Source organism: Streptomyces sp. NPDC008317, assembly GCF_042955955.1.
In the GTDB taxonomy this organism is placed as follows: domain Bacteria; phylum Actinomycetota; class Actinomycetes; order Streptomycetales; family Streptomycetaceae; genus Actinacidiphila.
Map to the genome: position 1 here is coordinate 473,729 of NZ_JBIBFQ010000004.1, position 12,831 is coordinate 486,559.

Consider the following 12,831-nt stretch of genomic DNA (forward strand, 5'->3'; position numbering starts at 1 on the left):
TCCGGGAGCCGCGGCGGTTCCCGGACGGGGTGCCCCACACGCGACGCCTCCGACGACCGTCACGCCTTCTTGACAGGTGCACGATCGAAGCTGATGATCGGGGCCCACGCCGTGTCGGGAGGGCCCCGGGCATGACAGAAGCGACGCGTTCCGCAGGCAGGACCGCCGCCCGCCCCACCCCCACGAGGCGGGCTGCGGTCCGCAGCCGCGCCGCGCTGATGACCGCCGCGCGGGCCGCGCTCGGCGGCGGCGCCGGTGTCCTGCTCACCGGCCCCGCCGGAATCGGCCGCAGCACCCTGCTGACGGCGCTGGCCGACGAACACGCCGCGGCCGACCACCGCGTCCTGCGCTGCGCGCCCTCCCCCGCCGAGCGGCACCTGCCGTACGTCGGCCTCATCGACCTGCTGTCCGACGTCGGGGACACCGCCTTCGCCGACCTCCCGCCGCCGGAACGCGACGCGCTGCGCGCCGCCCTGCGCCGCCCGCCCGCAGCGGCCGGGGCCGCTCCCCCCGACCCGCTCACCCTGCGCCTGGCCCTGCTCCGCCTGCTCACCGCGCTCTGCGCCCGCTCCCCCGTCCTGCTGGCCGTGGACGACGTCCAGTGGCTCGACGCACCGACCGCCGCCCTCCTCGCCTTCGCCACCCGCCGCGCCGCCCGCCTGCCGCTGACCACCGCCGTCGCCCTCCGCGCGGACGGCGCCGCGTGGACGGGAGCCGAAGGGGCCGCGGTGCTGGACGTGCCGCCGATGACCGAGCGGGAGGTGGCCGAACTGCTCGGCGGGCGCGCGGTGGCGGCCCGCGTGCACGCCGAGAGCGGCGGAAACCCTTACGTGGCGCTGGAGTTGACCCGCGCGCTCGGCGAGGGCGAGACGGCGGGGCCGCTCCCCGTACCCCGTTCGCTGCGCGAGTCGCTGCTCGGCCGGGTGTCAGGTCTCACGGCCGGGGCGCGGACCACGGTGCTCGCCGCGAGCGCCGCCGAGCGGCCGACCGTACGGCTGTTGCGCCGGGCGGGGCGGGAGAACGCGGTGGCCGAACTGGCCGAGGCGGTACGGCAGGGGGTCGTGGAGCCGGTGCCGGACGGCGGGGCGGTGCGCTTCGTACCGCCGCTGCTGGCGCGGGTGGTGTACGAGGACGCGGAGCCCGACGAGCGGCGGCGGGTGCACACGGCGCTCGCGGCGGCGGCCGGTGATCCGGTCGAACGGGCCCACCACCTGGCGTCGTTGACGCCCGGCTGGGACGCGGAGGTGGCCGCCGCGCTGTCGGCGGCGGCGACCGCGGCGCGCCGCCGGGGCTCCCCCGCGACCGCGGCGAGACTCGGGCGGCTCGCGGCCGACCGCACTCCGCCGGGGGACGCGGCGGCCGAGACCGACCGGCTGCTGACGGCGGCGGAGGACGCGGTCGCGGCGGGCGACTACCCGCTGGCCCGCCGTATCGCGCACGAGGTGCTGCACGAACCGCCGGCCGAACCGGGCAGGCCCGCGGACCGGGTCAGGGCGTGGATGGTCATCGTGGACTCGTGCGGCCAGGCGATGGCCGAAGTGGCGGACGTCTTCCCGCAGGCGCTCGAGGACGCGCGGGACGACCCGCGGCTGCTGGCCCAGTTGCACCACCGGATGAGCTGGCGGGCCTGGATGGTGGAGGGCACGGCGGTCAAGGCCCATACGCACGCGGCGCGTTCGGCCGTACTGGCCAGGAGCGCGGGCGACCGCCGCACCGAACTGTCGGCGCTCAGCCAGCAGGCGGCCGTCGAGTTCTACCTCGGCCGCCCGGAGGCCGAGGACACCCTGGCCGCCGCGCTGGCGGGGCCGCAGGACCCGCGCGTGCTCTTCGACCACAACGGCCCGGTCTTCCTCAAGCACCGCCGCCATCTGCTGCACGACCGGCTGGACGACGCGCGGACCGAACTGCGGGCGCTGGTCTACACGGTACGGCGGCGCGGCTCGGCCGAGAGCCTGTGCCAGTGCCTGTCGGGCCTCGCCCAGGTGGAGATCCTGCGGGGCCGCTGCGAACGCGCCCTCGACCTGGCCCACCAGAGCCTGCGGATCGCGGAACAGGGCGGGCTGAGCCAGGGCCCCGCCTGGTACGCGGTCGCGCTCGCGGAGGCGGCGGGCGGCGGTACGGAACGGGCGCTGGCCGCCGCCGACCGGGCCAGACGGCACAGCGAGGACGACGACGACCAACTCTTCCTGCCCAGGGCGCTGCACGCGGAGGGCCATGTGCGGCTGCTGCGCGGCGAGACGGCCGCGGCCGTGCACGCGCTCCAGCGGGCCAGGCTGCTGGAGACGGGACAGGGGCAGGGCGATCCGGCGATGCGCCGCTGGCAAGCGGACCTCGCCGAAGCACTGGTCAGGTCGGGCGCCACCGACGAGGCCGCCGACCTGGTCGCCGCGACCCGCGCGCAGGCCGCCCGGCTCGGCCGCCGCGGGCTGCTCGCCGTGCTCGACAGGGCCGCCGCGCTGGTCACCGAGGCGCGCGGCGACTCGGACGCGGCGGTGGCCCAACTCGGGGCGGCCGTCACGACGTTGACCGCGCTGCCGTATCCGCTGGAGGAGGGCAGGGCGCGGCTGGCGCTGGGACGGCTGCACGCCAGGCGCGGCGATCCGCGGGCGGCGCGGGCCGCGCTCGACGCGGCGGCGCGGGTCTTCCGCGCGGCCCGCGCGCACCCGTGGTTGGCGCTGACCGACGCCGAGGCCGACCGCGTCGACCGCGATGACCGGCTCGACCGGCTCGGCGGGTACGACGGGTTCGACCGCGTCGACCCGCCGGGCCGTGCGCACGACCGAGCCGCGCCGCTCACCGCGCTCAGCGACGCCGAGCGCCGGGTCGCCGCGCTGGCGGCGCGCGGCGCGAGCAACCGGGAGATCGCCGCGACCCTGGTGATCAGCGTCAAGACCGTCGAGGCCGCCCTCACCCGCGCCTACCGCAAGCTCAGCGTCCGCTCCCGCGTCGATCTGGCCAGGGTCGCCCTCGACCACCCGGCCGCCGACCGCCACGAGGTCTGACGGCGAGCGTGCGTACGTGACGCGGACACGGCCTCGCGCCACGTGCGGAGGTACCGACGTACCGACGTACGGCCTTACGGAACCGCGGACTTGGGGGAGAACGCCGAGGGGCGCCCCGCCCGGTCGGCGGAACACCCCTTCGTACGAGCGAGTCGGCCGCCCCCGTGAACGACCGGCCCGCCTCGCCCTGTGCCTGACGCGAGGTCAGTGCATCCAGAGCAGGTAGAAGTTGTTGGTGCCCAACTCACAGATGTAGACCGGGCCGTGGATGGGCGCGTTGGCCTGTGCCTGGGCGACACACGACGCGTAGGTCGGGAAGTAGCCCATGAACATGAAGCCGCTGCCGGGCGGCGGGGAAGCCTGGGCCGCGCCGGCGAAGACGCCGAGGCCGAGCAGGGCGGTGGCCACCAGTGTTCCGGTGCGGGCCATCAGTCGCTTGGTCATGTGCACAACTCCTTTCCGGGCAGGCGGAAGCGCCTGCGGGGGGAGGGAAGGGGGCTTGCGTGTGCGGATCAGACGTCCAGATCAGAGCTGTTCGGGCCGCGCGCCGTGATCGAACGTTAGCCGTTGACTACAGGCCGCAGCAATAGGTCTAGGCCAATGTGTGACAGCAGCCGACGGATGGCCCTCGTGGGTCAGGTGAGGCGCAGCGCCGCCTCGCGGACGGCCAGCGTGTCCTGCCTGACCTCGCGCAGACCGGGCAGCGCGGCACCACCCCCGACGCCCCCGCCGACCCCGATCCCGGCACCGACCCCGACCCCGGCCCCGCCGACACCCCCGCCGCTCCCGTCCCCGCGCAGGCTCCCCGCCCACGCCACCAGCTGCCGACGGAAACCCGTACGCCCCGGCTCCGCGGTGTACGTGCGCCGCGTCCCGAGGCCCGGCCCGGCGTCCCAGGTGTCGACGTGCAAAGTGGCCGCCTCGTCGCGGGCGTACGGCGAGGGCAGGGTGAGCGTGGCCACCGAGTCCTCCGCCACGCACTCCAGCGTCTCCCGGTAGCGGCGGTGCCCGGGCAGCCGTACATGGGTGAGGTCGACCAGCAGGCCGTCGGCCGGGCGCCAGCGCGCGCTCACCGCGCTCGTACCCGCCCAGCCGGTGGCGTCGAGCAGCCGCCCGTGCAGCCGCAGGTCCCCGCCCGCCAGGATCGCGTGCACCAGATTGACCTGGTGGATCAGCGAGCCGCCGAGGCCGCGGGCGTACGCCTCACGCCGCCGCGCCGCCACCGCCGTCGCCTCCGTCGCCTCCGTCGCTTCCGCCACCGCCTCCGTCACTCCGGGGCCGAGCGCGCGGACCAGCGCCGCCTCGGCCGGCGGCGGCTGCGGGCCGAAGGGCGGCGGCGGATACGGCAGCAGGTGCTCGACCTGGTGCGGCGCGTTGGGGTCGTGGATGTCGGCGGTGATCCGGCGGACGGCGGGCAGGTGCTCCCGGCAGTGGTCGAGGAAGCGGGCCACGACCGGGTCGTGCCGCTTCATGTAACCCGCCGCCACCGGCACCCCCGAGCGCCGCTCCGCCGCCGCCAGCTCGTCGATCTCCGCGAGGTCGAGGCTGACCGGTTTCTCGCAGAGCACCGGCAGGCCCCGTTCCAGACAGCCCAGGACCACGTCCCGGTGCGTCCACCACGGCGTGCAGACCAGCGCGGCCCGCGCCCCGGCCCGTACCGCCTCGTCCAGCGTCCGGCAGACGGCGACACCGTCCGCCGGGCGCACGCCACCGACCGGGCTCCCGGTTCCGGCCGGTGTCACCCCACCGGCCCCGTCCGCCGCACAGGACCCGGCACCCGCCCGCGTACCGGGAAACCAGGCCCGTACGGCCGCGGTGTGCGCCGGATCGGGGTCGATGACGGCGACCGGGCGCAGCAGCTCCGGGAGGTCCCGCATCTCGCGCAGATGCGCCGCGTGCGCCACCTTGCCCGCACCGATCAACGCCACGGGAACCGGTTGTCCCATCGGTCCGCACCCCTTTTCCGTCTCTCTCCCAGCGCATCACACGGCGGGCGGCGCGCGCCCGCCGGGGTGAGGGTCACTGGCGTGGCGACCGATGGTGCCCGACCATGTATGCGTGGAGGTGCGACGATGCGGTGGCCAGTGTCAAAAACAGGTATTGACATGCCGACGTGTGCCCAAGAGGATGTTTCCCACGTTGGCGCCCTGCGCCTCCGCACCCATTCGACGCGGGCGACGAATAGGCGATGTGCAACCGGAAAAGTCGCACTTGCGGGCTTCCGGTCGCCGGGCCGCGCCGGTAATACCCCTCACTCCTGGAAGCACTCATGGAACCGGCGGCGAACACTCGTCCGCCGGCTTAGGACAGAACCGTTGCTAGAGTCGCTTCGGGTGCTGTCGGCACGCCGCGGGCCGACCCACGGGACCGGTCCGCGGTGACGAGAGGGGGCTAGCCGTGGCGGGAGTTGTTCGCAGTGGCGGGGCGGATGCCGAGGACATCGGTCTCGCTCTGTACCAGACGCTGCGCACCAACGGATCCATAGCCCCGGAGAAGGCGGCCGCGGGCATCGGGCTGACCGACGCCGAGGCCAGGGCCGGTTGGTCGGAGCTGCGGGAGCTGGGGCTCATACGCGCCGGTCGGGTGCCGGAGGAGGTCGATTCGGTGGAGCCCGACACCGCCCTGATCGGCCTGCTGGCCCGGCAGCGCGAGGCGCTCCAGGCCCAGCGCGACGAGTTGTCCTCGATCGTGCGGGCGGCCGAGTCGCTGATGGAGCGCTACCGCCCCGCGGTGTTGCGCGACGCGGCGGAGATCGAGGTGGAACTCCTCATCGGGGAAAACCGTAAGCGGCAGTCCATCGGCGATTTCAATGCGCGCATCACGGAATCCACCGGTTCGATGCATCCGGGACCGCTGCCGCCCGCCGAAGTTCTCGTGCATTCCATCGCCGCGGACAGCGCGCTTATCGAGCGGGGCGTGAAAGTCCGCGCCGTATACGGGCAGAGCATTAATTCCGCGCCACGTCAACGTAAATACCTGACGGAACTCTCGGCGGTCGGAGTCGAGGTCAGGCTGGCGACCCAGGTCCCCTTCGACCTCCTGATAGCGGATTCGCACAGCGCGCTTGTCTCGGCCAATCCCGACAACCCTTCGGGCCCCGCGGTCATCGTCCGCGGCGCGGCCCTGGTCCGGTCGTACGTGGCGCTCTACGAGGACTGCTGGCTGCGCGCGGTGCCGTACTCGGCGAAGTCGGCGGGGAGCTTCGACTCGGGGGGCGAGCTGACCGAACAGCACCGCACGACGATGCGACTTCTGGCCAACGGGCTGACAGATGAGCGGATCGCGCGCAAACTAGGGGTGTCCCTGCGCACTGTGAGTCGCCTGGTATCAGAGATCATGCGATATCTCCAGGCGGACAGCCGGTTCCAGGCGGGAGTCCTCGCTGCGGCCCATGGGCTAATTTGACCTGCGCATTCGCGCCATTGCGCACTTACGCACAACCGGAATCTGGCCTGGCCCTGTCCGATTTTGACATCATCGGCAGGGCTACGCGTACCTATCACCCCCTTGAGCGCCTGCCCTCCCAACGAAGGATCACGATGTCGCGCATCCGGCACACGACCAAGATTTCCGCCGTCGCCGCCCTGGTGCTCGCTCTGTCGTCGGCTATCGGAACAACCGTCGCCTTCGCCGACGCCGGTTCGGATTCCACTCCGGCGCCCAGTGCACCCGCGGACACGTCGGTGGCCCCGGACAACTGGTTCCCCGGTGCTCAGCCCGCGAACTGGTTCCCCGGCGCCAGCGCGGACACCGGCCCGGACAACTGGTTCCCGAACGCCGTACCGGCGAACTGGTTCCCCACCGCGAGCGCCGTATCCCCCGACAACTGGTTCCCGGGTGCCGTACCCGTGAACTGGTTCCCCAGCGCCGTGGCCGTCTCCCCCGACAACTGGTTCCCGAACGCCGTCCCCGCCGGGAACTGGTTCCCGAATATCGCCCCGACCGATGTGACCGTGTCATCACTGTCGGTTTAATTTCCCCGAGCTCTCCGCGCCACCAGGTCCTGGTTTCCCCGCCGGACCCCGGCGCCGCAAGACCCGCCAAGACCCGCACAGCGCTGTACGGCCCGTGAGCGATATTCACGGGCCGTACAGCGTTTCCTGCATTGTGGGGGGAATCCTGGGGGCTCAGGGAGCCGATGTCACTTCCTGACAGGGGCGGGCGATCCGCAGGGACCGCCGCACCAGTTCATCGATGTCCGTGGCCGCGTCCTCGGCTGCCGGATGTACGGCGAGCCAGCCGAGGTGGCGGCGCAGGAAGGCCGCGAGGGCCGGCACCGTCCGTAGGGGGAGACGGACGGTGCGGCCCTCGACAATCAGATCGGCCCAGGAGGCGAGTGTGCCTCGTATGGCGGCGCGCGCCTCGACAGCCGGCCCGTTCAGGGGGATGCCGGGCCGGGCAGTGCCGGTCAGTCGGTCGCCGGAGTTCGGCGCCGGTACGAGTGCCACCTCCAACTCGCCGTATACCCGGGGAAGCAAGGCGAGTTGCCGATCCAACCGCTCCTGGCAAGGAACGCACAGGGCAGGGTCCGTCTCGACACAAAGGTGTCCGCTACGGAAATCAATCTCCTGCACTGCCGCTGTCCCTTCCTCGCTTGGGGCGGTAAGAAGAGCGAACCAGGAACAGGGTGATCCGGACAATGTCCACGGACCGGCCGGATTCTGCCATGGCGCAATCGCGCATCTAAGCACGTGGCAAGGTCACGACGGAAGCTGTGCCTCAATCGCCCCAACGACCTCCGCAGCCTCGGGCTCGGTCCGCGGCCGAAAACGCCCGACGATTTCTCCCGAGGCGCTGACCAGGAACTTCTCGAAGTTCCAGGTGATGTCACCGGCTTCTCCGGCCGCGTCGGGCACATCGGTCAGCCTGGCGTAGAGCGGATGCCGGTTCGCGCCATTGACATCCGCCTTCTCCAGCAGCGGGAAGCTGACGCCGTAGGTCGTGGAGCAGAAGGTCTGGATCTCCTCGGCGGTGCCGGGCTCCTGTCCGCCGAACTGGTTGCACGGCACGCCGAGGACGGTGAAGCCGCGGTCGGCGTAGCGCTTCTGCAACCTCTCCAGGCCCTCGTACTGCGGGGTCAGGCCGCACTTGGAGGCGACGTTGACCACCAGGACGGCCTTGCCCGCGTGGGCGCCGAGGGTGGTGGGGTCGCCGTCGATGGTGTTCAGGGGGATGTCGTAGAGGCTTACGGGGTTGCTCATGAGTGAATTCTCCTATCGGTCCGTGACCGTGATGCCCAGGGTCTGGGCGAGCGCGGGGGCGAGGTCGAGAAGCTGCGAGGAGCTGATGACGGCGCCGCGCAGCGACTCGTATCCGTCGGCGAGGTCGATGGTGACCGCGCCGCGCAGGTCGGCCTTCTTCAGCGTCGCGCGGCCGAGCCGGGCGCGCTCGATGCTGCTGCCGGGGAAGGTCACCCCGTTCAGCTTGGCCTCGCCGAAGTCGACGTCGCGCAGGACGCAGTCCTCGAAGGCCACGTCGTGCAGGGCGGTGGCGCGCAGATTCACGGAGTCCAGTTTGCAGCGCCGGAAGGTGACCCGGCGCAGCACGGCTCCGAACGCCTCCACGCCGGCCAGCGAGCAGGCGGTGAGCGAGGAGTCCAGCCAGTCGCTCTCGGCGAGCGAGACGCCCGTGAAGCGGCTGCCGGTGGCCCACAGGTCGTTGATCCGGGACCGGCGCAGGGTGGTGTCCGTGAAGGTGCAGTCGGTGACCGCGCACTCCAGGAAGCGGGAGCCGTTGGCCGCCTCGTCCTCGAAGGCGAGGCGGTCGAAGTGGACCGTGTCGTAGTCCCCTTCGACGGCCAGCGGGCCGGTGTGAGGACGCAGCAGATCGGCGTACGGAAGGTCGGCGAGTTCGTCCGGGGGTGTCACTCGGCCAGCGTACGCGGCACCTCCGACAGCGCCCCGTGAGGCATCGGCGGCCCACCGGGAAGCCGACTTAAGGGACATACACCCCACCCCTTGCTAGGTTGCAGCCCATGAGCGCAACCAGCGCCGCGGCGGCGGACGCTCCCCCGGCCGCCCTGCGGATGCCCCGCCGCCGCGGTGTGGAGCTGTCGCTGATCGTCGCCGCGGTACTGATCTCGGTGTACGGCTACGCCGAGGTCGGCCTGGCCAGGAACGGCGCGGTGCCGCCCGACGCCGCGGCCTACGGCGCGGGCCTGGGCGTGCTCGCGCTCCTGGCCCACCTCGCGGTCCGGGCCCGCGCCCCCTACGCCGATCCGCTGCTGTTGCCGATCGCCGTGCTGCTCAACGGCTTCGGCCTGGTGCTGATCTACCGCCTCGACCTGGAGCCGGTGCTCGGCGGCCGGGCGGCGCCCACCCAGCTGATCTGGTCCACGCTCGGGGTGGCGCTGTTCATCGCGGTGGTGCTGGCGCTGCGCGACCACAGGACACCGGCCCGCTACGCGTACATCAGCGTGACCGCCGCGCTGCTGCTCATGGTGCTGCCGATCTTCTTCCCCGCGATCAACGGCGCGAAGATCTGGATCAGGGTCGCCGGATTCTCCTTCCAGCCGGGCGAGTTCGCCAAGGTGCTGCTCGCGGTCTTCTTCGCCGCCTACCTGTCGGCCAACCGCGCGGCGCTGGCGTACGCGGGCCGCCGGGTGTGGCGGCTGCAACTGCCCACCGGCCGCGTGCTGGGCCCGGTGGTGGCGATCTGGCTGCTCAGCGTCGGCGTCCTGGTGGTCGAGCGCGACCTGGGCACCTCGCTGCTCTTCTTCGGCCTGTTCGTGATCATGCTGTACGTGGCGACCGGGCGGACCGGCTGGATCGCCGTGGGGCTGCTGCTCGCCGGGGTGGGCGCGTGCGCGGTCGGCGCGCTGGAGCCGCACGTGCACAGCAGGGTGCAGGACTGGCTGCACCCCTTCGCGACCATCGACGCGGGCATCGGCCCCAACCAGATCTCGCAGTCGCTGTTCGCCTTCGCCAACGGCGGGGTGCTCGGCACCGGGCTCGGCCAGGGCCACTCCGCGCTGATCGGCTTCGCCGCGAAGTCGGACTTCATCCTGGCCACCGCGGGCGAGGAGCTGGGCCTGTTCGGACTGACCGCGCTGCTCCTGCTGTACGCGCTGCTGGTGGCGCGCGGCTTCCGGGCCGGGCTCGCGCTGCGCGACCCCTTCGGGCGGCTGCTCGCGGTCGGTCTGGCCTCGATCCTGGCGCTCCAGGTCTTCGTGATCACCGGCGGGGTGATGGACCTGATCCCGATGACGGGCATGGCGATGCCGTTCCTCGCGCAGGGCGGCTCGTCCGTCGTGACCAACTGGATCATCGTGGCGCTGCTGATCCGGCTCAGCGACAGCGCCCGCCGCCCGGCGCCCGATCTGCCCGAGGGGCCGCCGGACCAGCTCGCGCCGCTGGAGCGGACCCGGTGATCCGCTGTGTGCGGCACGCCGCCGCCTTCTGCTTCCTGCTGCTGGTCGCGCTGCTGCTCAACGCGGCGCGGGTGCAGGTCGTCAAGGCGTCCGCGTACGACGGCAACCCGGCCAACCGGCGGATCGCGATCACCCGTTACCACCAGCCGCGCGGCGACATCCTCGTCGGCGGCTCCCCGGTGACCGGATCACGCGACGCGGGCGGCCAGTTGAGGTACCAGCGGACGTACGCCGACGGGCCGCTGTACGCGCCGGTGACCGGCTTCGCCTCGCAGACGTACGGCACGACGCTGCTGGAGGGCACCGAGGACGGCGTGCTGTCGGGCACGGCCTCGCAGTTGGCGTCGGTGCCGCTGTGGAACGAGATCACCCGGGCGCGGCAGCGCGGCGGCGATGTGCACACCACGATCGACGCGGCGGCGCAGCGGGCGGCGTACAGCGGCCTCGCGGGCCGCAGGGGCGCGGTGGCCGCGGTGGATCCGGCGACCGGGCGGATTCTGGCGCTGGTGTCGTCGCCGTCCTACGACCCGGCGGCGCTGTCGGGCACCGGCGCGGCGGTGAACGACGCGTGGACGCGGATGAACACGGACACAAGTCAGCCGATGCTGGACCGGGCGATCCGGCAGACGTATCCGCCGGGTTCGACGTTCAAGGTCGTCACAGCCGCCGCCGCGCTCCAGAGCGGCAAGGTCACCGATCTGCTGGCGCCGACGCGCTCCCCCGATCCGTACCGGCTGCCGGGTTCGACGGCCACGCTCACCAACGAGGGCGGCGGCTGCGCCGACGCCAGCATGTACGACGCCTTCCGGGTGTCGTGCAACACCGTCTTCGCCAAGCTGGGCGCCGACGTGGGGCTGGCCGGGATGCGGGCGCAGGCACAGGCGTTCGGCTTCAACGACACGCGGCTGCGGATTCCGCCGTCCGTCGCGAAGAGCAACTTCGACACGCGGATGAGCCCCGACCAGGTGGCGCTCTCCTCGATCGGGCAGTTCGACACGACCGCGACGCCGTTGCAGATGGCGATGGTGGCGGCGGCGGTCGGCAACGGCGGGGTGCTGATGGCGCCGTACCTGGTGGACTCGGTGACCAACCACAGCGGGGCGACGGTCTCCGCCGACGGGCCGCGGACGCTGCACCGGGCGATGAGCGAGGGCACCGCGCGGCAGCTCCAGCAGCTGATGGAGGCGGTGGTCACCGACGGCACCGGCACCAACGCGGCGATCCCCGGTGTCGTCGTCGGCGGCAAGACCGGCACCGCGCAGCACGGTGTGGACAACACCGGGACGCCGTACGCCTGGTTCATCTCCTACGCGAAGCCGCCGGGCGGTACGCAGGCGTCGGTGGCGGTGGCGGTGGTCGTCGAGGACGCGGAGGCGGTGCGGGCGGACATCTCCGGCGGCGGGAACGCGGCGCCCGTCGCGCGGGCGGTCATGCAGGCGGTGCTGAACGCGCGCTGACGTGCCGTCGGGGACAAGTGCCGTGCGACGGCGGTCACTTCACCTTGGGGAAGCTGAAGGCGTAGCCCTGCCCCTTGAGCCAGGGCAGGATCTGCTCCAGCGCGTCCACGGTCTGCTCGCGGTCGCCGCCGCCGTCGTGGAAGAGGATCGTCGGGCCGTTGCTCAGCTCGTACTTGATGGTCTGCACGATCGTGCCGACGCCGGGCTTGGTGTAGTCCTTGGTGTCGACGTTCCAGCCGAGCGGGCGCATGCCGTGCTGGGCGGCGAGCGCGCGGCTGGCCGGGGTGAAGGCGCCGCCGGGGGCGCGGTAGTACTGCACGGGCGCGCCGCCCGAGGCTTCCTCGATCATGGCGTAGGCGTCCATGATCTCCTTCTGCTGGTACGCGAAGGGCTTGTGGTCCATCGACTCGTCGTGGGTCACGGTGTGGTCGCACAGCCGGTGTCCCGCGGCGACGACGGCGCGTACGAGATCGGGGTGGGCCTTGGCCTGCGGGCCGATCATGCAGAAGGTGGCGTGGACGCCGTGCTGCTTGAGGACGTCGAGCACCTTGGGCGTCCAGACCGGGTCGGGGCCGTCGTCGATGGTGATGTTGACGGCCTTGCCCGCGGCTTCCGGCGCGTGCACGATCGTGTCGGGCACCGCGGCCACGGTGGGTATGTGGCTGGTGGGCGTGCCGGACGGGCCGGTCGAACCCGCGCCCGTACCGCCGCCGTCGCTCCCGTTGCCGCCGCCCTTGCCGCCGCCGTTCACCCCGCCGATGACGCCGGTGCCGTTGTTCGCCGACGCCTTGCCGTGCCCGTGTGCCAGGACCGCGGTGGCCACCGACGCGATCACCACCACCAGGACCGCCATCGTGATGGCCGCCGCCTGCGGCATCGTCCTCAGTCGCCCCACCGAGAATCGCCCTCCGGTCATCGTCTGTACCCGCCCGCCTCGTTGATTCCATCGACCCGGTCCGCGCCGTGTTCCACGCGCTGTCCGCACGGCCGGCCGTCCCCCCGG

The 12,831-nt window shown here is 72.6% G+C and carries 11 protein-coding genes; 5 read left to right on the forward strand and 6 right to left on the reverse strand.

Annotated elements, in window-relative coordinates; genetic code table 11:
- Positions 1–131 precede the first annotated feature (131 nt).
- On the forward strand, positions 132–3,002 hold the full coding sequence (locus tag ACFY9V_RS15405) for an AAA family ATPase (RefSeq protein ID WP_391161577.1): 2,871 nt from the start codon (positions 132–134) through the stop codon (positions 3,000–3,002).
- 204 nt (positions 3,003–3,206) lie between these two features.
- Here the strand turns inward: ACFY9V_RS15405 and ACFY9V_RS15410 are convergent, their stop codons facing one another.
- Together ACFY9V_RS15410 and ACFY9V_RS15415 are read right to left on the reverse strand one after the other, a co-directional pair.
- Positions 3,207–3,446 carry a hypothetical protein gene (locus tag ACFY9V_RS15410; protein WP_355344375.1) on the reverse strand — a complete coding sequence of 80 codons (240 nt, stop codon included), beginning with the start codon at positions 3,444–3,446 and terminating at the stop codon, positions 3,207–3,209.
- Positions 3,447–3,637: 191 nt separating this feature from the next.
- Positions 3,638–4,948, reverse strand: a complete 1,311-nt coding sequence (locus ACFY9V_RS15415; protein WP_391161578.1) for a Gfo/Idh/MocA family oxidoreductase — start codon at positions 4,946–4,948, stop codon at positions 3,638–3,640.
- Positions 4,949–5,399: 451 nt separating this feature from the next.
- On the opposite strand from ACFY9V_RS15415, the gene ACFY9V_RS15420 reads away from it, so the two are divergent.
- Entirely contained in the window at positions 5,400–6,407 is a 1,008-nt protein-coding gene (locus tag ACFY9V_RS15420; protein WP_188281775.1) for a LuxR C-terminal-related transcriptional regulator, read from the forward strand.
- A 134-nt stretch (positions 6,408–6,541) separates the two neighbouring features.
- Positions 6,542–6,976 (forward strand): hypothetical protein, encoded by a 435-nt coding sequence (locus ACFY9V_RS15425; protein ID WP_355344381.1) that lies wholly within the window; start codon positions 6,542–6,544, stop codon positions 6,974–6,976.
- A gap of 153 nt (positions 6,977–7,129) precedes the next feature.
- Here the strand turns inward: ACFY9V_RS15425 and ACFY9V_RS15430 are convergent, their stop codons facing one another.
- The 3 genes from ACFY9V_RS15430 to ACFY9V_RS15440 form a co-directional block, all read right to left on the reverse strand.
- On the reverse strand, positions 7,130–7,576 hold the full coding sequence (locus tag ACFY9V_RS15430; protein ID WP_188281773.1) for a hypothetical protein: 447 nt from the start codon (positions 7,574–7,576) through the stop codon (positions 7,130–7,132).
- Between the two features lie 126 nt (positions 7,577–7,702).
- Positions 7,703–8,203 (reverse strand): glutathione peroxidase, encoded by a 501-nt coding sequence (locus ACFY9V_RS15435; RefSeq protein ID WP_355344385.1) that lies wholly within the window; start codon positions 8,201–8,203, stop codon positions 7,703–7,705.
- 12 nt (positions 8,204–8,215) lie between these two features.
- Complete coding sequence (locus ACFY9V_RS15440; protein WP_391044447.1) at positions 8,216–8,869, reverse strand: pentapeptide repeat-containing protein; 654 nt, start codon at positions 8,867–8,869, stop codon at positions 8,216–8,218.
- 107 nt (positions 8,870–8,976) lie between these two features.
- On the opposite strand from ACFY9V_RS15440, the gene ACFY9V_RS15445 reads away from it, so the two are divergent.
- Both ACFY9V_RS15445 and ACFY9V_RS15450 read left to right on the forward strand, forming a co-directional pair.
- Positions 8,977–10,371, forward strand: coding sequence for an FtsW/RodA/SpoVE family cell cycle protein (locus tag ACFY9V_RS15445; RefSeq protein ID WP_355344391.1), 1,395 nt, complete (start codon positions 8,977–8,979; stop codon positions 10,369–10,371).
- Positions 10,368–11,828, forward strand: a complete 1,461-nt coding sequence (locus ACFY9V_RS15450; protein WP_391161580.1) for a penicillin-binding transpeptidase domain-containing protein — start codon at positions 10,368–10,370, stop codon at positions 11,826–11,828. Before ACFY9V_RS15445 ends, ACFY9V_RS15450 begins: the two co-directional genes overlap by 4 nt.
- Before the next feature lie 34 nt (positions 11,829–11,862).
- On the opposite strand, the gene ACFY9V_RS15455 is transcribed toward ACFY9V_RS15450, so the two are convergent.
- Positions 11,863–12,744 (reverse strand): polysaccharide deacetylase family protein, encoded by an 882-nt coding sequence (locus ACFY9V_RS15455; protein WP_391161581.1) that lies wholly within the window; start codon positions 12,742–12,744, stop codon positions 11,863–11,865.
- Positions 12,745–12,831: the final 87 nt, after the last annotated feature.